The sequence below is a fragment of the Paenibacillus sp. JJ1683 genome, from assembly GCF_053006485.1.
The window spans coordinates 3,047,820-3,071,573 of record NZ_CM129820.1 but is presented as its reverse complement, the minus strand read 5'-3'; the positions used below and the strand labels follow the sequence as shown (position 1 = coordinate 3,071,573).

Annotated in this window: 19 protein-coding genes; 16 read left to right on the top strand and 3 right to left on the bottom strand. The window is 42.9% G+C overall.

Annotated features, from left to right (window positions below):
* Positions 1 to 167: 167 nt before the first annotated feature.
* The 4 genes from ACUC6J_RS12985 (at position 168) to ACUC6J_RS12970 (ending at position 4,677) form a co-directional block, all read left to right on the top strand.
* On the top strand, positions 168 to 1,169 hold the full coding sequence (locus tag ACUC6J_RS12985; protein ID WP_031461552.1) for an ROK family protein: 1,002 nt from the start codon (positions 168 to 170) through the stop codon (positions 1,167 to 1,169).
* A 33-nt stretch (positions 1,170 to 1,202) separates the two neighbouring features.
* Entirely contained in the window at positions 1,203 to 2,423 is a 1,221-nt protein-coding gene (locus tag ACUC6J_RS12980) for an MFS transporter (protein WP_447248955.1), read from the top strand.
* 473 nt (positions 2,424 to 2,896) lie between these two features.
* Positions 2,897 to 3,703, top strand: coding sequence for an HAD-IIB family hydrolase (locus ACUC6J_RS12975; RefSeq protein ID WP_447248954.1), 807 nt, complete (start codon positions 2,897 to 2,899; stop codon positions 3,701 to 3,703).
* A gap of 68 nt (positions 3,704 to 3,771) precedes the next feature.
* Positions 3,772 to 4,677 carry an ROK family protein gene (locus ACUC6J_RS12970; protein ID WP_447248953.1) on the top strand — a complete coding sequence of 302 codons (906 nt, stop codon included), beginning with the start codon at positions 3,772 to 3,774 and terminating at the stop codon, positions 4,675 to 4,677.
* Between the two features lie 118 nt (positions 4,678 to 4,795).
* Here the strand turns inward: ACUC6J_RS12970 and ACUC6J_RS12965 are convergent, their stop codons facing one another.
* On the bottom strand, positions 4,796 to 6,757 hold the full coding sequence (locus ACUC6J_RS12965; RefSeq protein WP_447248952.1) for an endonuclease MutS2: 1,962 nt from the start codon (positions 6,755 to 6,757) through the stop codon (positions 4,796 to 4,798).
* 766 nt (positions 6,758 to 7,523) lie between these two features.
* On the opposite strand from ACUC6J_RS12965, the gene ACUC6J_RS12960 reads away from it, so the two are divergent.
* The 3 genes from ACUC6J_RS12960 to ACUC6J_RS12950 all read left to right on the top strand — a co-directional run bounded on the left by ACUC6J_RS12960 (position 7,524) and on the right by ACUC6J_RS12950 (position 12,145).
* Positions 7,524 to 8,447, top strand: a complete 924-nt coding sequence (locus ACUC6J_RS12960) for a helix-turn-helix transcriptional regulator (RefSeq protein ID WP_447248951.1) — start codon at positions 7,524 to 7,526, stop codon at positions 8,445 to 8,447.
* 138 nt (positions 8,448 to 8,585) lie between these two features.
* Entirely contained in the window at positions 8,586 to 10,424 is a 1,839-nt protein-coding gene (locus ACUC6J_RS12955; protein WP_447248950.1) for an ABC transporter ATP-binding protein, read from the top strand.
* A complete protein-coding gene (locus ACUC6J_RS12950; RefSeq protein WP_447250295.1) occupies positions 10,424 to 12,145 on the top strand; it encodes an ABC transporter ATP-binding protein in 1,722 nt (573 codons plus the stop codon). The genes ACUC6J_RS12955 and ACUC6J_RS12950 overlap by 1 nt, the downstream gene beginning before the upstream one ends.
* A gap of 83 nt (positions 12,146 to 12,228) precedes the next feature.
* Here the strand turns inward: ACUC6J_RS12950 and ACUC6J_RS12945 are convergent, their stop codons facing one another.
* Positions 12,229 to 13,443: an MFS transporter gene (locus ACUC6J_RS12945; RefSeq protein WP_016820765.1), complete on the bottom strand. Its 1,215-nt coding sequence runs from the start codon at positions 13,441 to 13,443 to the stop codon at positions 12,229 to 12,231.
* A gap of 383 nt (positions 13,444 to 13,826) precedes the next feature.
* Here ACUC6J_RS12945 and ACUC6J_RS12940 point away from each other — a divergent pair, with 383 nt between their 5' ends.
* The gene (locus ACUC6J_RS12940) at positions 13,827 to 14,930 is read left to right on the top strand and encodes a DUF3900 domain-containing protein (RefSeq protein WP_045244526.1); all 1,104 of its coding nucleotides are present in this window, start codon (positions 13,827 to 13,829) and stop codon (positions 14,928 to 14,930) included.
* A 125-nt stretch (positions 14,931 to 15,055) separates the two neighbouring features.
* On the opposite strand, the gene ACUC6J_RS12935 is transcribed toward ACUC6J_RS12940, so the two are convergent.
* Positions 15,056 to 15,985: an L-lactate dehydrogenase gene (locus ACUC6J_RS12935; RefSeq protein ID WP_016820768.1), complete on the bottom strand. Its 930-nt coding sequence runs from the start codon at positions 15,983 to 15,985 to the stop codon at positions 15,056 to 15,058.
* Positions 15,986 to 16,217: 232 nt separating this feature from the next.
* On the opposite strand from ACUC6J_RS12935, the gene ACUC6J_RS12930 reads away from it, so the two are divergent.
* The 8 genes from ACUC6J_RS12930 (at position 16,218) to ACUC6J_RS12895 (ending at position 23,575) form a co-directional block, all read left to right on the top strand.
* Positions 16,218 to 17,609, top strand: a complete 1,392-nt coding sequence (locus ACUC6J_RS12930; RefSeq protein ID WP_447248949.1) for an amino acid permease — start codon at positions 16,218 to 16,220, stop codon at positions 17,607 to 17,609.
* Between the two features lie 164 nt (positions 17,610 to 17,773).
* Positions 17,774 to 19,024: a WD40/YVTN/BNR-like repeat-containing protein gene (locus ACUC6J_RS12925; RefSeq protein ID WP_447248948.1), complete on the top strand. Its 1,251-nt coding sequence runs from the start codon at positions 17,774 to 17,776 to the stop codon at positions 19,022 to 19,024.
* A 152-nt stretch (positions 19,025 to 19,176) separates the two neighbouring features.
* Positions 19,177 to 19,359, top strand: a complete 183-nt coding sequence (locus ACUC6J_RS12920) for a hypothetical protein (protein WP_013371387.1) — start codon at positions 19,177 to 19,179, stop codon at positions 19,357 to 19,359.
* A 188-nt stretch (positions 19,360 to 19,547) separates the two neighbouring features.
* Positions 19,548 to 19,943: a DUF2500 domain-containing protein gene (locus tag ACUC6J_RS12915; RefSeq protein WP_016820772.1), complete on the top strand. Its 396-nt coding sequence runs from the start codon at positions 19,548 to 19,550 to the stop codon at positions 19,941 to 19,943.
* A gap of 134 nt (positions 19,944 to 20,077) precedes the next feature.
* On the top strand, positions 20,078 to 20,827 hold the full coding sequence (locus tag ACUC6J_RS12910) for an SDR family NAD(P)-dependent oxidoreductase (RefSeq protein ID WP_447248947.1): 750 nt from the start codon (positions 20,078 to 20,080) through the stop codon (positions 20,825 to 20,827).
* A gap of 119 nt (positions 20,828 to 20,946) precedes the next feature.
* On the top strand, positions 20,947 to 21,369 hold the full coding sequence (locus tag ACUC6J_RS12905; protein ID WP_016820774.1) for a cell wall hydrolase: 423 nt from the start codon (positions 20,947 to 20,949) through the stop codon (positions 21,367 to 21,369).
* Between the two features lie 59 nt (positions 21,370 to 21,428).
* The gene (gerQ, locus tag ACUC6J_RS12900; RefSeq protein WP_017427029.1) at positions 21,429 to 21,884 is read left to right on the top strand and encodes a spore coat protein GerQ; all 456 of its coding nucleotides are present in this window, start codon (positions 21,429 to 21,431) and stop codon (positions 21,882 to 21,884) included.
* A 389-nt stretch (positions 21,885 to 22,273) separates the two neighbouring features.
* Complete coding sequence (locus ACUC6J_RS12895; protein WP_181969119.1) at positions 22,274 to 23,575, top strand: hemolysin family protein; 1,302 nt, start codon at positions 22,274 to 22,276, stop codon at positions 23,573 to 23,575.
* The last annotated feature ends 179 nt before the right edge of the window (positions 23,576 to 23,754 follow it).

Below are 23,754 nucleotides of genomic sequence, written 5' to 3'. Positions count from 1 at the left end.
ATTAAAACTTGAATTGTAAATTGTAACCATGATTTTACGTTCTTATTTAATAGCCAGTATCCTATGGTCTTGACAAAGGTAATATTTTGCTACAAGATTAGTGAGATCACTTTATAAATATGGTTTATGAAGTGATCTCACTAATCTTGTAAATAAAGGAGCACTGTATGGAAAAAGCCAATACAAATTTAATTAAAGAAATAAACTTGAATCTGGTTCGCAAAGTATTGAAGCAGGTTAGTAAGGCCACAAAGCCCCAACTGGCCGCATTGACTGATTTAAGCGTGGTGACTATCAACACTCTTATGCAGGAATTGCTTAATAATGGAGAAATTTTTGAAGATGAAATCGTTCCTTCAAATGGTGGTAGACATGCGTTAACCTATCGTTTTAATTATGAGTATAGTCTGGCACTGATTATACACATTAATGAAAAACAAGGAATGGATGTAGTATCGACCACGGTAGTTAATTTAAACGAGGACGTCCTCATGAAAGAAGAACATCCCTTTCAAATTTTTGATGCTACACAATTTTATTCCATAATTCAAGATATCATTTCTCTTTATCCCTCCATTAAAGTTATTGGTATTGGAATCCCGGGACAATCTGTAGATGGAGAGATTACAGTCAGCAGTCATGAAAGGTTGAATGGAATTCGGCTGGCAGAGGATGTGCAGAGCCAATTTGGTTTACCAGTTATTGTGGAGAATGATGTAAATGCGGCTGTATGTGGATACGTTTACAGAGAACAGATCGATGAAGATCAATGTGTGCTGGCTGTCTATTTTCCTGAAAATTCACCACCGGGGATGGGAATTTATTTGCGTAATGGGGTTTTAAAGGGCAAGCATGGATTGGCTGGTGAAATCAAATTCCTTCCGTCTATAGTTTGGGATGAAAGCAAGGGAAGAGAAGTTTTTTTCAAAAGTGTATGTGAAATTATTCAAATATTGCAGTCTGTATTCGATCCTAATCAAATTGTGGTCTATAGAGAGAATATAGAAGAAGAGGCTTTCTATCATTTTTTGGAAGCCTACAAAGCTAAGCATGAGATGCCTTTGTATCCTGACATTGTTCTCTCAGATTTATTTTATGAAGATTTTAAAACAGGGTTGAGAGGGTTAACTCTAAAAGAATTAGAACGTCCTATTATTGTCTTTAAATAATGACATCATCGTATTGAGCAGAGGAGGAAAGGAATGTTGGCAACCTGGTTTCTGATTATTATTTATCTAGCGTTTATTAGCTTGGGAATCCCGGATTCCCTGTTTGGGGCAGCATGGCCTGTGATGTGGCCGGAACTTGGGGCAGCTTTTGGGTCAGCTGGAATAGTATCCATGGTCGTTGCAGGCGGAACCATTGTATCAAGTCTAGCTAGCGGAAGTATCATTGAAAAAATAGGCACAGGTAAGATTACTCTAATAAGCTGCTTTTTGACTGCAGGAGCGTTACTTGGATTTTCTTTTGCGCCTTCATTATTTTGGCTTGTACTATTAGCAATTCCTCTTGGTCTTGGCGGGGGAGCTGTTGATGCAGCACTCAATCAGTATGTGGCTACTCATTATAAGGCACATCATATGAGTTGGCTGCATTGCTTTTGGGGAGTTGGAGCTACCATGGGGCCGATAATTATGTCTTTCTACATTTCGAACTACAATTCATGGAGAAGTGGTTACACAGCCGTATCCATGATTCAGTGGGGCCTTGTTATTATTTTGCTCATTACACTGCCATTATGGAAACGTGTTACCGCGATACAAAATCCCATTATTTCTGAATCCCCATCAGACTACTCACAGATGGATGACAATATCGTACAAGTTGAGAACATACCCAAACAAAATCCAATTCGAATGAAAGGAGTTAAGAACACGCTCATTGCTTTTTTGTTTTATTGTGGTGTGGAAGCCACGGTGGGCTTATGGGGAGCCAGCTATTTGGTAAGCGCAAGGAACATCACAGCCGACACTGCTGCTGGTTGGATATCTTTATACTATGGTGGAATCACGGTTGGCAGGCTTATTACGGGGTTTGTAACTATAAAAATAAATAATGGTATGCTAATCCGAATTGGCCAACTTACTGCTGTTGCAGGAGGACTCATTTTGTTGCTTCCTTTGCCTGTTGCCTTTTTATTACCCGGTTTTATTCTTATTGGTTTAGGGCTTGCGCCGATTTACCCTGGACTTCTTCATGAAACACCAACACGGTTTGGTAAGGAAAATTCCGCTAAACTCATGGGGTATCAAATGGCAGTTGCTTATACAGGAACGACTTTGCTCCCGCCCATTTTTGGGATTATAGCTTCACAGGTAAGTATTCATTTTTTTCCAGTTGCAGTCGTTGTGTTCCTTCTTTTTATGCTGCTCAGTTCAGAACAAGTGAATCGGATACTGAAGAAGAAAATTTTGAAGAGTTAAGACAAATTACAACTTGACCTGAAACGCGTTTCATCGGCTAAAGTAAATATATAACCTAAAAGAGAAAGGAGAGTACCCTATGATCTCACTCATTTTATTATGTTTAGTTATATGGGGGGGAACGTATTGTTGTTTAGTGTTATCAAGAGATCCTATAGAAGTAAAGCCTTACCGCTCCATCGATGATTTTTTCGAGTAGCTTTGTATCCACTTAATAAAGGTGCTTTTTTTACTCGCTTTATTAACATGTTTAATTAAGTGATTTATGAAGTGAATCGAATCTGTTTCGAGCCCATTACATTGGATAGGTTTTGCTAAAGGTCGAGATACGAATACAAGGGAGTGGGACAATGTGGGGATTGAAAATGTCTTAGGTTAATAGAGACTTTGATATTGATCCCTGGAAAGAACATAAAAAACCGTAAGTATGAACTGACCGGTAGGAAACTCTAACAATTAAGGGAGGCTTATTTATGTTTAAACTGGTAGTAAGTGATTTGGATGGTACTTTTCTGAACAATAGTGGTACTTTTGATGTTGAATTATTTAATCAGGTGTACGGAGAGATGAAAGAAAATAATATCGCCTTTGTTGCTTGTACAGGTAAGCAATGTGAAAGAGTAGAAGAGTTGTTTGATGAGCACGGAAAAGGAATCTGGATTTTGGGAGACAGTGCTACTCGTATTAAAAGGGATGGAGTTGTTGTAAAAGAGTTTACAATTGAACGTAATTTGGCATTACAAGCGATCAGTCAAATTGAAGCTTTCGCTAAGGATTTTATTATCATCGCATGTACAACTGAAGCAGCCTATGTCCACTCTCAAATTCAAGAGGAATATTACAAGATTGTGAAGGGCTCCTACAAGGAAGTGCAAAAGATTGATTCGTTTGATCAAATAAATAGCAACTTTCTTAAAATAACTGTTTACGATCCATCAGGGAGAAGTTCCATTTTAAGAAAACATGTTGAAAAGACGCTGCTAGACCAAATTTATATTGTAGATTCTGAAGCAAATTGGCTGGATATTACAGCCCTTCATACCCATAAAGGGGAGACGGTAAGGAAACTCCAAGAGATATTGGGTGTTACTATGGACGAAACCATGTCTTTTGGAGATGGTGAAAATGACGTGGAGCTTATGAGTATTGCCAAATACAGTTTTGCTGTAAAAAATGCTTGTGAGAATACTAAAAATGCAGCAAGTTTTATCACCAAATCCAATGAAGAGAACGGTGTGTTATTAACGATAAAGAAAATGATGGATTTACAAAAGCATTAATATTAATTATCGTTATTAAGAGATACACTCCAGATTTCACACTACCCAATGAGAGGACTATAAGCAGCATGAAAAATAAAATACTGGTTTTTGATATTGGTGGCTCTTTTATTAAATTCAGTTTATATTTTCAAGATAAATTTATGACGAAAGGTAAAGTTGCTACACCATTAGATTCACTAGAGAATCTGCTTATAGTCTTGAAGCAAATTCATAATCAGTTTATAGATGAATGTGAAGGAGTAGCCGTCAGCATGCCAGGTATTGTGGACTCGGTCACTGGTCATATGGTGCATGGTGGTTCGTTAAGGTATATAAACGATATCAATATGATCGAAGTATTCAAGAAAGCGTTTCATTTGCCTGTAGCTATTGAAAATGATGGGAAGTGTGCAGCTCTTGGAGAAGTATGGCGCGGCTCACTACAGGGGATCGTTGATGGTGTTGTTTTGGTAGTTGGAACAGGAATGGGCGGTGGAATCATCTCTCAAGGAAAATTGCTGAAAGGTCATCATTTATCGGCTGGGGAATTCTCCTTCATCAGAACTAACAATGAGCATGCAGACAATGTTGATTATCTGCTTGGTATGCAAGGGAGTAGTTCTGTTTTAGCTAAAACTGTTGCCAAGGCTAAAGGACTTCCTGAAGATGCTATAACAGGTGAAAGAGTATTCAAGCTTATTGAAGAAGGTGATCACACGGTACAAAAGATTTTTCAAGAATACTGTAGGAACATCGCAACACAAATTATTAATTTACAAACAATTCTTGACCCTCAAAAGTTTGTGATCGGGGGAGGCATATCTGCCAATCCTTTGCTGGTTGCTACCATTAAAGAAGAATTAGAGAAACTTTACCTGCATTCGATCTTAAATTTTGTGCGTGCAGATATTGAACAAAGTAAATTAGGCAATGAAGCGAATTTGCTAGGTGCTATATACAACTACATGCAGTCACACCATCTTGAGGTATAAGATAAAATAAAAGTAAAAGAGCGTGCCTTGAACTTAAGACACGCCTTTTTGCTTTTTTTAAGTTTACATAATATATATTATGTTTATTTGTTTGATACGTATAACATTTCAAAGCAACTTATTTTTCATTTTCCGGCGGAGATTCAATTATCAGCCCCTGAACATGCTTGCGCGTTAGAAGCTTCCGTTTTTTGCGGTTTTCCTTTGTTTCTAAAACAATATCCAAATCATAGTCGTCAGGATACAATTCTGATGCAGCGATGTGAAGAGTGAGCCTCTTTTTGTTTATGATCAGCTTTTGTCCTTGAATCAAAATTCCAACATTGCCTCGTTCATCCTCGGTTTTGTAAACAATACCGGTTCGATCTAGGTAGCTGGCATAAACACTATCTCCAAGAGCAAATGGCTTGGTTATGAGCGGGTGCTCTTGTTTTCCCTGTTTTGCGACTGTGCGGTCTGTAGATGCTTTTTTAGAGGCAGGTTTATATACATCGTCAGACTTTTTATCATCAAAAGAAGGGGGAATAACCAAAAACTCCTGTGCATCCTGAGACGTTCTTCCAGCAGAAATGGCCTCAGAACGCTCGATAATGCGAGTCCACATGCCTAGCTTCAAAGCAATTGCGTATGCGTAGCTTTCCCCGGCCTCGCCAATGCGAAGTCGGTACAAGGGTTGCAATGTTTCGGTATCAAACTCCATGCGAGCATTTTGGAACCCCGGTGTGTTTTCAGCAAAATGCTTGATTTCGCTAAAGTGCGTGGTAGCCACTACTGTCGCACGGCGACGATGAAATTCTTCCAGCAACGCGATAGATAGGCCTACGCCTTCTCCCGGATCAGTACCAGAGGCCATTTCGTCGATCAGGATCAGAGTAGAGCTGCCTGCCGTTTCCAAAACGCCAATCATATTGCGAATATGAGCAGAAAAGGTGCTCAAAGCATGTTCAATGCTTTGGCCATCCCCGATGTCTACCACAATGTCCTCGAATACAGCCATTCGGCTACCTTGCAAAACAGGTACCAGCAGGCCGGATTGCACCATAAGTGTTAACAAACCTACGCTTTTGAGAGCCATCGTTTTTCCGCCTGTATTCGGCCCGGTAATAATAAGTGAAGAATAACCTTCACCAATTGAGAAATCAAGCGGCACCATAGTATGGGCCATCAATGGGTGACGTGCACCATAGATATCTATTATCCCATCATCGTTAAGCTCGACAGAGACAGCATCCAGAGTCATAGCGTATTTGGCTTTAGCTAATAAAAAATCCAGTATGCCTACCGTCTCTGTATTAATGCTTAGTTCACGGTTGTATGACTCAGCCATTGCGGTCAGGTCTCCTAGCACTTTCATTTCCTCTTTTGATTCTTCTGCCATATTTGCGCTCTGTTCGAATTGCAGATTTATGATCTCGGCAGGTTCCACATAGACGGTCTGACCGCTACCTGACTCATCCAGTACATTGCCTTTCACCTGTTTGCGGAATTCTTTTTTGATCGGAAGGACGTAACGGCCATTGCGCTGACTGATCATATTTTCCTGCATGATGGATCGGTGACGGCTGATAAGAGAATCTAGTTTCCTCTTGATACGTTCTTCAGTAACTGCAATTTTTTTGCGAATTTTAGCTAGTTCTTTACTGGCATTATCCGTTACTCGACCCGAATAAATGCATCTCTCGATTTCGGATAGGAGTGACTCCATGCCATACATGGAAGAGGCATAAGCACTGACGGTTGGAGCTGAATCCGCCTTGGCATGCATATATTTCATCAGCTGCATGCAGCTTCTGATGAATTGGGCCAAATGAGAAAAATCACGCTCGCTGAACATATAGCCAGTTCCCAAGAGGTGCAGAATGTGCTCCATTCCTTCCAATGAAGGAACAGGTACGCTAGCTCCGTGGCGAATGAGCTGTAAAGCTTCGCTCGTTTCGTTAAGACGAATTTTGATTGTACGGATATCTGTAATTGGCTGCATGGAAGCGGCATGCTGCTTACCTAGGTACGAAAAAGCACATTCAGACACTCTTGTTTTAATCTGATCATATTCCAAACGCAACATTGTAGTTTCATTCATGGATAAATCTCTCCTTTAGTTGTGTATTGACAGGATTTTTTTAAAACCTTTCTGAAAAACAAAAAAGGGCGGAGAATGAACAAAACGTCCATTCTCCGCCCTTTAAGGGAGAGGGAGCGTATCATCAAATAAGCCTATAATCCAGCATGTGCTCTCCAATTCTGCGTTTTAATCCACAGGCCAACCAACATATCAGTTCATTGGCTTATGAATAGAAAAACGTGTAAAAGGAGTTCACAAAAGTTGGAAACAAAAAAACCGTGCTGAACACAGCACGGAATAAGGCCTAGATGAAAATAATCCCTAAGGCGATTTATGATATCCGCATGTTCTTAACTAATACCAGGGTAAAAACTCAGCAAGAAACAAACCTGTCCCTAAAGGGTACATGAGCCTGATGGTCTTCCCTGAATATGCAATTGCTTAGTTAAGAACGTTCACCGACATTAAAATCTCTCCCTTAATTGAAGATCTATCCATAATATACGATCAGACAGGTAATGAAGTCAAGGAAGACTTCTTCAATTCGATGTAAAAGTGACCATGAGGATAAGGGGTTTATGTAATATATATTATGTAAACCGATTACTCAATGAATGATTATCATCTTTTAATTGAGAATGATAATCATTATAATTGTAATAGTGAATGAAACTCGTATGTCCTGCGAATCCAGCTATAAGAAGGAAGTGATGACAAGATAAAGACACAAACTTCACCGTCTACTTTTAATGAATATTTTAATCAGATAATCGATTCCAACTTAATGATTCATGAAAATAGCTCCACTCCAGCAGGAATACAGCACGAACATTTTTATCAGATACCCGAAAAGTGGGGAGACGGAATACATCGAACACATTTTTTACGCAATGGCCTTGAGCTATCACAAAGCAAAATGTTATTTCATGAGCAAGTCCAGATATCAAGAAGAATTGATAAGCCTTATCTGGAGTTGGCACTAAACATCGATTATTCCGCCACTTGGGCTGTGGATGATTTTCGTTCAGATCGTGAGCACGGGGGACATGTACAGCTCGTCTACATGAATGATGTGAAAATTCACGCAGAGATAGCAGCTAGTAATGTGATGAATCATCTAGAGTTGCGTTTTAATCCATTGCTATGGCAAGAGTTACTACAGGAACTGGGTATTCGTTTGGAGCAATCTTTTGCTTGCATGGAAGCGTTGATTACTCCTGATATGCGGGCTATTGCTCAGGAATTGTCATCTCATTCTTATGAGGGCATAACCCGTCAGCTTTTCTTGGAGAGCAAGACGCTGGAATTGATGGCTCTGTTTTTGCAAGAAACACGCACTTCTCCACCTAAACTTTCTATGACAATTAAACCCACTGATGTGCAATGTATTCACGAGGCGCGAGACATTTTACTCCGTACACTGGTGCAGCCACCCAGTCTGATTCGGTTGGCACAGATGGTACATATTAATGAGCAAAAACTGAAAAATGGCTTTAAAGAGCTATTCGGCACAACAGTATTTGGCTTTGTGCGCCAGCAGAGACTGGAAAAAGCCAAGCAACTGCTAGAACAGGAGCAGATTTCAGTCAGTGAAGCGTCAGTGATAGTCGGCTATAGTAACTTTAGTCATTTTGCCGCACTATTCCGTAAAACATATGGCTACAATCCAAGTGCCTACCGAAAAAATAAGAATTTATGCTCCTTATAAAACCTTCATCTTTATAAAACTCTCCTTCCAGTGGTGATGTTTCTCCCGGAATTGGCGGTAGGAAGCAGAATGTGAGCCTAAAATAGACACAGGCTCAAGCATTCTGCAACTGCCGTATTTGGAAAGGAGAAATGATTCATGCAACCAAAAACGGGCATTGCCCGATTACTTCAAATCGCTGGGGAAAAACGCGGATTACTTGCTGTTTCCGCTTTATTTTCCGGTTTAAGTGCTATTTTCATGCTGGTGCCTTATGCTTCAGTTTATTTTGTACTCAAGGAGCTACTTGAGCACGCTGCACAACCTACAACAGCAGACGGGCCATTGATGATTCAATGGGGACTGATTGCTTTAGCAGGTTTATTAGCCAGCCTTATTACAATGTACATCGGCGGGCTTATCTCACATATTGCGGCTTTCCGTATTTTATACGGCTTACGCGTCAAGCTGTCTGCGCACATCGGTAAACTCCCCTTAGGATGGCTTCATGGCACTTCCACAGGGGCTGTCAAAAAGACTTTGGAGCAAAATGTGGAAAAAGTAGAGACGTTTGTCGCTCACCAATTACCGGATCTGGTGCAGGTTATCGTGACAGCAGTAGTGATGATTGTCGCCATGTTTAGCTTGAATATATGGTTGGCGTTCGCTTGTATCGTGCCGATTCTGCTTGCTTTCACCGTTCAAATGACGCTGATCGGTGGCTCCAAAACACAGGATAACATCAAGGAATATTACAACTCACTGGAACGTCTAAACGGATCGGCTGTGCAGTATGTCCGTGGTATACCCGCAATCAAGGTGTTTGGACAGACGGTGCATTCGTTTCGTAAGTTTTATTCCGATATGGTGCATTATCGTGAATATTGCATGAGATTCACTGACCAATTTGAAACTGGTTTTCTCGTCTTTAAGGTAATTATTGGCTCATTCGCTGCTTTTGTACTTCCTGTCGGTGTATACCTGTTGAGTGGTAACCCGCAGAATGTTGCATTTGCCTCGGTGTTACTATTTTTTCTGGTAATGGCCCCCGGGGTGTCAGCACCCATGTTTAAAATTATGCATCTCATGTCTTCAATGCGTGATATTAATGAAGGCGTTGATCGGATTGACCGTATTTTTAACGAACCTGCAATACAAGAGCCAGCACATCCGCAAAAGCCGACTACTTATGATGTGCAGTTCGAGCAAGTTTTCTTTTCCTATGGAAACACAGAAGAGGTTAACAAGCATGATGACGGAGATGACAATCCATCGACCTATGTGCTGTCTAATATCACTTTTACGGCAAGACAAGGGAAAATGACCGCTTTAGTCGGCCCGTCTGGTTCCGGTAAATCGACGATCGCCAATTTGGTGCCGCGTTTTTGGGATGTACAGAAAGGTGCAGTCCGCATTGGTGGGGCCGATATCCGCCTGATGAGCACATCTAACCTGATGGATACGGTTGCTTTTGTATTTCAGGAAACTTTTTTGTTTTATGACTCCGTATTTAACAATATTGCCGTAGGTGATGCGAAGGCTTCTATGGAGCAGGTTATAGCGGCTGCAAAGGCAGCACAGTGTCATGAGTTCATTTGTAAGCTGCCGAACGGCTATGATACGCTCATCGGAGCTGGCGGGGTATACCTATCGGGCGGAGAAGAGCAGCGACTTGCGGTAGCACGTGCCATTCTCAAAAATGCACCTATTCTCGTATTGGATGAAGCTACGGCATTTGCTGATCCTGAAAATGAATATGAAATGCAGCTGGCATTAAAAGAACTAATGAAAAACAAGACGGTTATTGTTATTGCACACCGTTTGTCTACTATTCAGCATGCGGATCAGATTCTGGTGCTTCAGGAAGGACGTATTGCTGAACGGGGTCAGCACAGTGAGTTGCTGGAAGTAAACGGCCTGTATGCCCACTTATGGCAGGTCTATACGGATGTCGGACAATGGCAGATTGGGGCACGGGAAGAGGAGGCGGCTCAATGATGAGAATGTTGCAAAGTATCACGGCTGGAAATCCAAGGGTACTGTTAAAACCGGTATTATACACAACCTTAGCCAATATCGCAGGGTTGGTTCCTTTTGCCTTGCTGGTAGGGGCGGCCCGTCTGATTTTCGAGCCTTTCATCCATCCGGGAGCTTCGCTCCAATCTGCTGGCTTATGGTGGATTAGTGGAGGTCTGCTCCTGTCGCTACTTCTGCTGTTTCTGTGTGAGATTCCAGCTTATCGTTCCCAATACCGTGGAGCCTATGATGCCTCGGTAACCGGGAGGTCGCGTCTAGCTGAGCATTTGCGTAGACTATCTCTGGGATTTCTGAACAAACGCGATCCCGGTGACCTAGCCAATATGATGATGGGTGATTTTACAATGGTGGAACATGGGATTTCTCATTTGGTGCCGCAGATGATCGGGGCGGTGACGATGCCACTTCTGGCATTAATTGGATTATCCTTTTTAGATTGGCGGATGGCGCTGGCATTGTTTGCTGCTTTTCCGGTGGCCATTTTGTTGGTATTGCTTACTTCCCGTATCCAGCGGCGGCTGGGGGCCAATCATATGCGTGCCAAAATCAATGCTGCGAATCGTCTACAGGAGTATTTAAATGGTATTCGGGTGATTAAAGCCTACCAGCTAACTGGTGAGCGTTTTGTTCGGCTGGAGCTTGCGTTTAGAGAACTGATGCGGCACAGCATCCGTATTGAAGGGTTGTTAGGACCGATTGTATTGGCTGCTATTGCTTTCATGCGGTCTGGCTTGACGTGGATGGTTATGATCGGTGTATATCTACTGCTGGCGGGTCAGATGGATGTTATTGTGTTTGTTTCTTTTCTGATTGTAGGAACACGTATTTATGATCCCCTAACCACTGCACTTGTAAACTTCGCTGAATTTAGATACCACGAGCAGGCAGGTGAACGTATCGTCCAATTGCTGAACGAGCCAGTGATGCCGGGTGACCAATTGCCTTCGGAGAGACACGATATTGAACTAAGAAACGTAAGTTTTGGATATGGTGATCAGCCAGTATTGCGGAATGTGAGTATGTCTATGCCGTTTCGTTCTTTCACAGCACTAGTAGGACCCTCCGGCAGCGGAAAAAGTACGGTATTGCGGATGATTGCCCGCTTTTACGACCCGGATCAGGGCAGCGTGCTATTAGGTGGAAACAACATACAACAGATGAATACGGAAGCGCTATTGCGCAAGATATCTATGGTGTTCCAGGATGTATATCTGTTTCAAGATACCATTGCGAACAATATTCGATTTGGCAAAAGCGATGCTACACAGGAAGAAATCGAAGCTGCTGCTCGCCAAGCTTGTTGCCATGATTTTATATCCAGGCTACCCAAGGGATATGATACCCGGGTAGGTGAGGGAGGTAGTACGTTATCGGGCGGCGAGAAACAGAGGATATCCATTGCCCGCGCTATACTAAAAAATTCGCCGATTGTTTTGCTAGATGAAGCTACGTCTTCGCTGGACCCTGAGAATGAAAGGGATATTCAGCAGGCTATTAATCGTCTTGTACAAGGTCGAACAGTTTTTGCGATTGCTCATCGGCTCAAAACGATTCGAAACGCAGACCGTATTGTAGTTTTGGACAAAGGAAGGGTCGTGGAGCAGGGAAGACATGATGAACTGTTGGATAACAACGGCCTATATGCACGATTGTGGAACAGACAGCATGAGGTAAGAGAGTAATAGTCTGTATGATCTCAGGATACAAACATTAAGAAACCGCCCCGGGAGATGTCATATCTACCAAGGGCGGTTTCTTGTGATTGTTATTCAGAATCATCGGCTATGACAGCTTGTACAGGCTGCCTGTCACGTAGCAATGGTAACAACAGCATCGCTCCCAGTAAAAATAAACCGGCACTCACGGTATATACGGTGTTCAGGGAGGATTCGCGTTTGAGTGTACCGCCGATGCTCATACCCACGACCATCATCCCCGAGAACAGGGGAGAGAGGGCACCACCGACGCGGCCGATAAAAGCAGCTTCGGCATTTTTCATCATCATCGTGTTGATACCAATATGAATGCAAGGATAAAATAGACCGCTGAGTACTTGCAATGCCATTGTCAGCACAATATTGTGCGACCATCCGACTCCAAAGGTTGTCAGTGTGCTGACCAGAAGTCCAGTCGCCAGCAGCAATTGCGGCTGGACTTTTTTGGCAACCCCCATAATCAGACCGCCGCCCAACAGCATAGCCGCTCCGTTCGCCATTAATGGCCATTGAAGAAATTCCTTGTTTTGCCCAAGGTTCTCGATAGCTACAAAAACCATTAATGGTTGAATAAGTCCGACGGCCAGCCCAATTATGGTAAATGTTCCTCCAAGCGTGCGAAGTGTACGGTTATTCCATACATAACGTATTCCTTCTTTAAGCTCTTCAATGAAATGTGTTGGTCGATCTATCTCAATTACTTGCTCATCTTGTGGGATACGAGTTAGAACAAGCGCAGAGATAAGAAACAACATTCCGGTTATAGACAATGAAGAGAAAATTCCAAAGTGTTGATAAATAAATGTACCGACGACAGGACCGATAACCATAAATAATGCCATGAGAGACTGAAAAAGAGCCATCACTCCCTGAAGCTGTTCTGGTGCTACATGCTGCTTTAATATTTTCATCGCAGATGGCTGAGAAAATTGAGATAGAATGGCCGAGAAGAAAGTGGATAGCAAGAGCACCTGCCATGACCCGTACCACAATGCGAGCAACACGATAAAAATAGACGCGGCCGACAGCAGATCGCAACTAACCATTGTCCGTTTAGGTCGCCAACGATCTGCAAATGTACCTCCAATGATGGCAAACAGAAAGATAGGCGCAAATTCAGCGACCGAAATGAGCGATACGTATACAGGATCATTATGGGTCAGATCTGTTACATACAACAGTATGGCAAAGTTCCGCACCCAGATGCCCAAATTTAGCAACGCATTGGAGGCGATAATGGTCCTTATATATGGATTTTTAAACAACAACAAACTCTCCTTTCTTATTTTCAGAGTATTTCCTTGAATATTTTTATAAACAAAATTATAATTTGTCTATATAATAATAGATAATATAATAAATATACTGCTATTTAGTCAAATGTTTTTTGTAATCCCTGAATAAAATAGAGGATAGAAAAGGAAATAGTCAATCATGCAAAAAAAGCGGATTAGAATAGAAGAGGGGTGGATCACTACATATTTACAAATTGGATGGGATATCCAAATAAAAAAACAAAATTACATAATAAATATTATGTTAACTATTACGTGTCTATTATCTATCAGAATCTGAATCCGATGTACCTTTTAAAATCATAGTGATATAATTACGCGTACATGCCTGAAAAGGAGCGTATAGAACGTAAATGAACTTTCAAGTGGACTTTTTATCTTTTTTTGTGATTCAGGTAGACGGGAAAGAAGGACAAGGCGGTAAGTCCTACAAGCATTATGCTACAATGGATGACTATGATTACGACGAGAGTGATGTCAAAAAATTTTTGGACGGGGAATTTGCTCGCATTAGCAAGCGAAAGGTTGAAAAAAATCCAAGCACAGAGCAGGCACCGACTAAAATCGGCCGCTTTATCGTTGAACCGGAACATGAGCTGAGCAGTAATCCGAATTTCAATATGTTCGCTCGACTACGAGCAGCAGAGGATAAGGAAGATTTTAAAAATGCATGTGATGACCTGGTGCGGATGTATCTGGATACAAGCGCGGTACGAGGTGGAGCACTGATCATTGTACAGGCTACATTAAATACCCACTCTGACGACCCGTTTATTTTTGTACTCAAATGTGATTTTGAACCTAAAATTGCACGAATTACTGAAAGCAGCCTGGTCAGTGAGGTCGAAATGGCCATTTCAGCCCGTAATATGAAATCCATCATGTATCCTTACATGCTGGAGGAGGGTATAAACGATGAGTGGGAGCTTAAAATACATCAGTCTTCGCATGCGCGGTATTTTGAAGACTTTTTGAAATTCGTCACTTATGAGCAATCCATGCCGGAAATCGTTAATGAACATGTCATGGGCTTTGTTCAGAACTATGTAGAAACCAAATGGCCGGATGCATCTAATGAGGAAAGACAGCAGGAAGAGCGCGATCTGGAACTGTGGGCGGCCAGCGAAAAACGGGATCTACAAGGAAAATGGGAGCCTCTTCAGGTCGTAGAAGCTGCGCAGCATATTGTCGAACTAAAACCGGAAATTGAAGTTCGTTTCAAACTGGATGATACGGCTGTGCGTGGGTTACTATCCGACTTTGGTGCCAAGCTGCATATCACGAAACTTCATGATAGATATGCACTTATTATTGAAGGTGATGCATTTACGTTTGAAAAGGGATTTTCTCCGATTGAGCTGCTACAACCTGAATCCTTTGAAACAGTGGCTGAGCGACTCAAAGAGAAACGGCAACATGAAAATGAGGGTATGGATGGCGATACACCACCTTGGTAATTTGGAATTTGGAACGTATAGCAGGGCGACAAACTGAATTTTATTATCAAAAACGGACCTCACAACGGATATATCCGCTGTGGAGGCCCGTTTTTGTTTAGCTTTTATGTTCCTAACTTACTGAATTACATATGCACTTTACTAATTTGATCTCTTAGCTTGTCCGCAGATTGAATCAACCTTGCACGTTCCTCGTCATTGAGCGGAAGATCCAAAATTTCACGTACTCCATTGTGATCGACGATACTTGGTACACCTAAATAAACATCAGATACACCGTTATAATCTTCCAGCAGGGTGGACACATTAAGTACCGACCCCTCATCTCCAAGAATAGCGGCTACGATACGGTCGAGAGCCAGTCCGATGGCATATGATGTTGCGCCTTTGGCATCTATAATTTCATAGGCAGCATTTTTGGTGTTTTCAAAAATTTCATTTTTCGTTTCTTCGCCCAGTTCCAGAGGTGTTCCAGCAACGTTAGCTGTGCTCCATACAGGTAATTCGGAGTCACCATGTTCACCAATAATATGGGCGTGGATGCTTCGTGGGTCGATACCCTTTTGTTTCCCGATCAGATAGCGGAAACGTGCGCTGTCTAGTAATGTACCCGATCCAATAACTCTGCTTGAAGGCCAACCACTGCGTTTCCAAGAGATGTAGGAGAGAATGTCCACCGGGTTGGTTGCGATCAGCAAAATGCCATGGGTATTGACCTTGACTATATTATCAATAATACTTTCAAAAATTTCGGCATTACGTTTAAGCAGATCAATGCGCGTTTCTCCAGGTTTTTGTGAAGCGCCTGCTGTAACAATGATGATATCTGCATCACGACAGTCTTCATAATCACCCGCCCACACTTTTACACCGCCGAGAAAGGGAAGCCCATGATTCATATCGAGCATTTCCCCTTTCGCCTTCTTGACGTTAACATCAATAAAGACAAGTTCTGACATGCGTTGGCGCAGCAGTAGGGTATAGCCAGTTGTTGTACCGACCGCTCCCATGCCGACAATAGCCACTCTACTTCGTTTGTAAGGTTTTAAGCTCATTAAATCCTCATCTCCTTCTCGGGTTGTATACCTTTTCATTTTGGGGTATTTCTTTAAAATTTATGTTTCTAACTCAGTGTACCGTATATATTTACCCACCGTAAAGAATTATGACATTTTTCCTTGACTTCAAAGGCGAGCTCGCTAATAATTAATCGAACGATAGGAACATGCACTAAAGCGTTGCAGCACCGATATTGACGTAAGAAATTATGGAAAGAGGATTAGGAATATGGACTTATTTCGAAAAAAAACAGGACAGCTCTCGCACGAGGAAAGCGGATCTACAGGTCGCTTAAAGAGAACAATGGGGCCTTTTGATCTCACCATGCTAGGAGTAGGATGCATCATCGGGACAGGGATTTTTGTTATTACTGGCAAGGCAGCAGCAGAAAATGCAGGTCCCGGCTTGATGCTTTCTTTTGTTATTGCAGGGATTGCCTGCGTATTGGCAGCCTTGTGCTATGCAGAGCTTTCATCTACAGTTCCCGCGGCTGGGAGCGCTTATGCATATAGTTATATTGTTTTTGGAGAAGTGCTGGCCTGGGTACTAGGTTGGGACTTGATTCTGGAATATGGAGTGGCGGCCGCCTCTGTGAGTAGTGGCTGGTCTGCTTACTTTCAAGGCTTGCTGGCCGGATTTGATATACATCTACCGTTAGCTTTAACCGCAGCCTTCGATTCGACCAAGGGGACCATTATTGATCTGCCAGCGGTGTGCATCATCATGCTCATCACACTGTTGCTTAGTCTCGGAGCCAAGGAAACGGTCCGATTCAATTTCATTATGGTTTGTGTCAAAGTCGGGGTCGTACTGCTATTTATTGGAATTGGAATCTTTTATGTTAAGCCTGCCAACTGGACACCGTTCTTGCCTTATGGATTTTCTGGTGTATTGAGTGCCGCGGCAATCGTATTTTTTGCTTATCTAGGCTTTGATGCTATCTCAACTGCTGCTGAAGAGGTACGCAATCCGCAACGGAACATGCCCATCGGCATTATTTCCTCTTTAGCGATCTGCACGATATTGTATATTGCCGTTTCAGTTGTGTTAACGGGAATGGTACCTTATACGCAGTTGGGCGTTAGTGATCCGGTTGCGTTTGCTCTCCGCTTTATTCATCAGGATTTTGTAGCTGGATTAATTTCAGTTGGTGCGATTGCAGGGATGACGACCGTTTTGCTGGTGCTGTTGTACGGCCAGACACGATTAATTTTTTCTATGTCACGAGATGGTCTTTTACCCGTTTTTCTTTCTAAGATAAATGCCAAAACTCAAACACCGATTCGAAGCACATGGCTGGTGGGTAGCATTATCGCATTGGCTAGCGGCTTGTTCCCGTTGCATGCACTGACCAATCTGACGAGTATTGGAACTCTGTTCGCTTTTGCTGTAGTTTCGGTTGGGGTCATCGTTTTGCGGAAGACAAGACCAGATTTGAAAAGAGGGTTTACTGTACCATGGGTTCCGTTACTTCCGCTACTGAGTGCTTTGGTTTGCATCGGTCTGATGCTTCAGCTTCATATCAGCACCTGGATCGGATTTATCGTGTGGCTACTGCTTGGATTACTGATTTATTTCTTCTATGGATATCACAAAAGTTTGTTGAATCATAAATCCTAAACAATATTAGTATGAAAAAAGCCGGCATTCTTCACTTTTGTGAAGGAGCCGGTTTTTTTTGTCATTACGCGAAAAGTGTCACATAGGGGTGTTTATGGTATAATTCTGTTTCAGATAAGCTTTTGGCACGTGATTACCGCATGCCATCGAGGGAGGATTTTGATATGAAACTGCGCTGGCGTGCGCTCTTGGGAGGAGTAATGCTATTGACGGGCATCCTGCTAACTGCCTGTTCTGCTGAACCCCCAAAAACTGTAACTAAACCTCCGATTGAGGAACCAGATGACCAGGGACAAACGATAACTATTAATCCGCCGGTAACCCCAAAGGCTGGCGATCCAAACGCCAAATATGTAGTACAGACACGAATCGCGGATTTTCATTTAATCGATAACAATAAAGGGTTGGTTTGGGGAGTTACCCATAATGAGCTTCGACTTTATGATACCCATGATGGTGGGAAAACATGGAATAATATTTCTCCTTCTGAAAACGTCCAATTTCAAGACAAGCTTGAATATGGCAAGGATATCAGTTTCACAGATTCACGTCACGGTTGGGTCGTCCGCCAAAATCTGGACCAAACAGCAACAGTCATTCTAAGAACGGCAGATGGAGGGCAGAGCTGGGATGTTTCAGCGCTACCTAGCGGAGACCATGTAAGCTCGATTCAATATGTAAATCCAACCACAGGCTGGATCATGGCTTATACAAAACTGAATGAGCAGGATCAACAAAAAATGTTGTATCACACCACGGACGGAGGAGCCACGTGGAATAAAGTTGCGCAAAGTTCTGGTATGACTTCCAACAATTCAGGCTCAGGTTTACCCGATCAAGGCAGTATGGCGGGAATGAGCTTTTCTTCCAACAATCAGGGTTTTGTGGCGATTAACGTGGACAATAGCGTGAAATTGTATAAAACTTCGAATCAAGGGAAAACGTGGACTTCAGTCGCTAACAGCATGCAAGGGTGCCCTCAGGCTAAGGCAGAAGCTCAGCAGTCTCTTAAAGGTAACAGTTCCTCATACTGGATTCCGGTTTTCTGCTATGGGGATAACGGTACCAAATATAACGGGCTGTTTACGAATAATACAGGAACACAATGGAATGATGTGCCATTGGGTCTGAGTAGCAATAATAATTCTATAACTCCTGGGCGTACCTTTCTAAGCGATAAAGAAGGATGGGTTATAACCGTAAACGGAATGAGCCGTACAATAGATGGAGGCAAGACGTGGACAAGTCTCAAAGGCAACAAGGTGCTGCCTTCGAAGCTAAAAGACTACCCACGATCAGTCAAGCTGCGTTTTGCTTCTTCATCGGTAGGTTGGCTGCTTTTGGAACGACTCGACGACAAGAAATCACTGCTGTTAAAAACAACAGATGGTGGTGCAAACTGGAGAATTTTATAATCACGATAATGGTGATTGCCCTGGGATGTCTTCTCAGGGCGTTTTATTTTTAAAAAATTTAAATTTTATACGACAACATGTGAAAAAAATCACAAACTAACAAATGAGCCACTGTTATACTAAACCTGTAAACAACGATAGGAGTGATAATCATGAGAGCGAATCAGGATCATATGTTAACCCAATACTACCTTCAATTTTGCTACACTTGTCAGGATGCCTACGGTTGCACGACGGAAGAGGACTGCAAGCAATGCGCAGAGCGTTACGCCGAAGAAGAAGATCATGAAGTTCTGGATGAAACACAACGTTATCTCCAACTTGTACATGTGTAAATCGATGAGCCATTCTGATATCGCCATATCTTGAGCCTCCCGGATTAATCCGTGGAGGCTCTTGGCGTTCTTGAGGGTTGCTATCAAATTTGGGCAGCAACATACATATACTGTTATAGAAGGCTTGAGGCAGGTCAGGATGCCCAGTGGTTTCCCTGTGGAATGCCTGGCGGAGAGGAGTGCGGTGCATGGGATTTGAGTCATTATGGATGTTCGATTGGCTGGGTACGGTATTGCCCGTATTTTTCGTAGTTGTGTTGGGTATTGTCGTGTTGTCTGCGGGCAGGGAAGTCATGGAATGGAGCCGGAACAAGCGGCAGCCTGTGTTGACGGTGGGTTCCCGCATTACGGCCAGAAGGACACATCTCCAACAGAGGCGCCAAGAGGAACAAGGGAGTCGTACCTATACTTTCTATTATGTAACCTTTGAAGTGGAGAGTGGCGACCGGATGGAGTTCAAGGTATCAGGGGAAGAATATGGTCAATGTGCTGAAGGGGATGAGGGACGGCTTACTTTTCAAGGTACAAGGTATATCGGGTTTCAGCGTCTTAATCGTTATAGCTTGGAGCAGGTTAAAATGTAGGATTCAGTCAAAAACATTCATGCTCATTTACAGCCTTCTGCGAGGAGCCAGGGTAGGGGGCTGTGAATGTTTCTTGTACAGCACATTTTGGTACATATATACTAAAACAGAGTAGTTCAGAGGAGGAATAAGTCGTGTCATTTGAAGGACAAGTTGTTATTGTAACAGGAGCGGCGCATGGCATCGGGAAAGAGGTCGCTTTTGCCTATGCTGCTCAGGGTGCCAAAGTTGTATTTGCTGACTACAATGAGGAAGAGGGCGCCGCAGCCGCTGCAGCAGCCCGGAACGAGGGTCATCAGGCTATTTTTATTCCTTGTGATGTGCGTAAGGAAGCAGATATTGTAGCGCTGATCCGTGCCACGGAAGAAGAATACGGTACAATTCATACGTTGATTAACAATGCAGGCGTATCCAGATGGAAATCTCCATATGAGTTAACCGTAGCAGAATGGGATGACATTCTGAATACAAACGTACGCAGTTGTTTTATTGCAACCAGAGAAGCGGCTAAGGTAATGAAGCGAAACGCAGAAGGGGGCTCAGTGGTTAATATGACCTCTACACGAGCTTTCATGTCAGAGCCGGACACAGAAGCCTACGCAGCATCCAAAGGAGCCATAGCCGCCCTTACACACGCGATGGCCATATCGCTAGGAAAGGATAGGATTCAGGTCAATTGTATTAGTCCAGGATGGATTGAAACCGGGGATTACGAGCAATTGCGTGCGGAAGACCATCAACAGCATCCGGCTGGGCGAGTAGGGACCCCTAAAGACATCGCACGAGCCTGTCTGTATTTAACACAACCCGACAATGATTTTGTAACAGGCACGAATCTAGTGGTCGATGGTGGCATGACGCGTAAGATGATCTACGAGCCATGATAAAAGCCTAAATGAGTAGTCCCATTCTTGGGGCTATTTTTTTATTTTCTGGACTGTCACCTATTGGGCATTTGTACCATAGGATAGGGTATGTGAAGGAGAAGCAAGGAGGGGACGCGGTGGCTGTAATCAAGACCAACTCAGAGGATGTGAGGACCCTCGCCCGGCTGATGCGGGCTGAGGCTGAAGGTGAAGGCGAGTCGGGAATGCTCATGGTTGGCAATGTCGGTGTGAACCGAATTTTAGCCAATTGCCTAGATTTCCAAGGGATACGCCTCATGAATGACATGGTGTTTCAAAGCCCCGGAGGTTTTGAGGCTACTCAGAAGGGGTATTTTTATCAGAGGGCCCGTGATCGGGACATTCGACTTGCCCAGCGTGTAATCAATGGTGAAAAAATACGTCCAGCATCCAATGCATTATGGTTTTTCAGACCGGCTGGAGACTGCCCGGGTACCTGGTATAACCAGACCAATACCGGACGCTTTAAAGCCCATTGCTTTTTTAGCCCGACTGCACAGGACTGTCCTAATGTATATTAGACACCTTTCAGGATGGCTTGAAGAATTTAAAAATTAAAACCATTTTAGGAGGAATTTAAATGATTTCACAGCAAGCTTACCGTCCCGTATCTTATGCTTCCGGCAATGGATATCCCGAATGGCCAAGAGGAATGGCTCCAGCCGGAACCATGCAACCTATGACTGGCTTTCCACCTCAAGTAAGTAGTGGCAGCCCTATGACACCAACGGGTACGGTAGTGCAGGTTCAGACTCCTCAATACGAGCAATCATACATCGAGAATATTTTACGCTTGAACTTGGGCAAAACGGGAACTTTTTATATGACCTATGAAAATAACCGAGAATGGAATGCTAAAATATTCAAAGGCATTCTGGAAGCAGCAGGTCGGGACCACATTATTATTAGTGATCCGGCGACAGGCAAACGGACCATTCTGCTGATGTTAAACCTGGATTATGCAACTTTTGATGAGCCATTGTTGTACCAATATCCCGGCGTCATCGGGAACCCGGGCGGATCTCCGGTTCGCTGATGCCTTCATATATATGAGTTTACATCCTCTGCCAGACGGCAGGGGATGTATTTTGTTTATATTCTTTCTCAAATATAGTTGCTTTCTTGGTGGTAAGAGGCGAAAATGAGAGCTTTTCGACCTAAATGATAGAGGGATTGATTTTTCTGACATTGCTTGTAGTTTGACTGTATAGAGTATAGTTATATAATTAAATATAAGCTGATGAATGATTTAAACATTTATGCGGAATATGGCTTATGGAAGCCGGAAGGGGTGAATGTGTTGGGAAGTTGACGCTGCTTATGATGTGTTATCGTTCTGTCTATGATGAAAATATCCGAAGGAGGTGCGCCTGTCTGCCGTAATGACGGCTGATGGGGAGCATATTGAGTGACCCTTTACCGAGTATGTTTAACTTAATTATTGTTTTTGCATTAGTATTATTGAATGGATTTTTTGTATCTGCGGAATTTGCCATGGTGAAGGTCAGGGGCAGCCGTATCGAAACCTTGGTGGAGGCGGGCAATAAAAAGGCCGTATACGCCGCCAATATGATACACAATTTGGATGCTTATTTGTCTGCCTGCCAATTGGGTATCACCTTAGCATCGTTGGGACTGGGATGGATCGGAGAGCCGGCCATCGCACATTTGATTGAGCCTATATTTACTGCCGCTGGCTTGGGAGCGGTATACGTACACGGTACTGCCGTGGTGATTGCATTTATTGTCATTACGATTCTGCATATTGTGTTGGGTGAATTGGCACCCAAAACGATAGCTATTCGTAAATCTGAGACTATTACACTGTATTCGGCCATGCTGATGACTTGGTTTTACAAGTTGATGTATCCATTCATATGGGCGTTGAATGGAATGGCGAACAGCCTGTTGCGTTTGTTCCGTCTGGAGCCGGTATCCGAGTATGATGATTCCGCGCATACGGGGGATGAAATACGCATTCTGATGAAAGAAAGCAATAAGAGCGGACTAATTGATAATACGGAATTGGCGCTTGTTGATAATATATTTGATTTTGCCGACACGACCGCCAGGGAAATCATGATTCCGCGCACGGAGATGATCTGTTTATACAGTAATGAGTCCACAGAAGAAAATCTCGCGATTGCAACGGAAAGCATGAGAACCCGTTATCCAATCTGCGCCGAAGATAAGGACCATATTATCGGCTTTATCCATATTAAAGATCTTCTACGTGCGAACACGCTGGATACCCGTACGATGATTCGCCCGATTCTTGCTGTTCCTGAATCAACGCAAATTAGTGATCTGCTCAAACGCATGCAGCGTAGCAAGACGCAAATTGCAATTTTGATTGATGAATACGGTGGCACATCGGGTATGGTAACATTGGAAGATATTATGGAAGAAATCGTCGGTGAAATTCAGGATGAGTTCGACCAAGAACGTCCGAGTTGTGAGCAGATTAATGACGAGGAATTTTCCATTGACGGTATGTTATTAATTGATGAAGTGAACGATCGTTTCGGGCTAGATCTTGATCATGAGGATTATGATACAGTAGGGGGCTGGCTCTACTCACATGTAGAGGTTATCCCTCCACAGCCAGGTCAGTCTGTAGTGTTTGAAGGATGTATGTTCATTGTAGAAGAAGTTGAAAACAAGCGGATTTCACGTATTCGGCTAATCAAACAGCCTATCATCGTGGAGGAAGCAGGAGTCTCATAATGGAATAAATATGGAAAGCGACCTTTAATGATGTGGGGTCGCTTTTTAATTTGTCTTCTTTACATAAAGGATGTGAATTGATATGATATCCGTGTTATTGTCAACCTAATGCATAATTATTAAGTTGACAATAGAGAGAATTTCCTTACGGTAAAAATCTCATCTGCTTACATAACCAT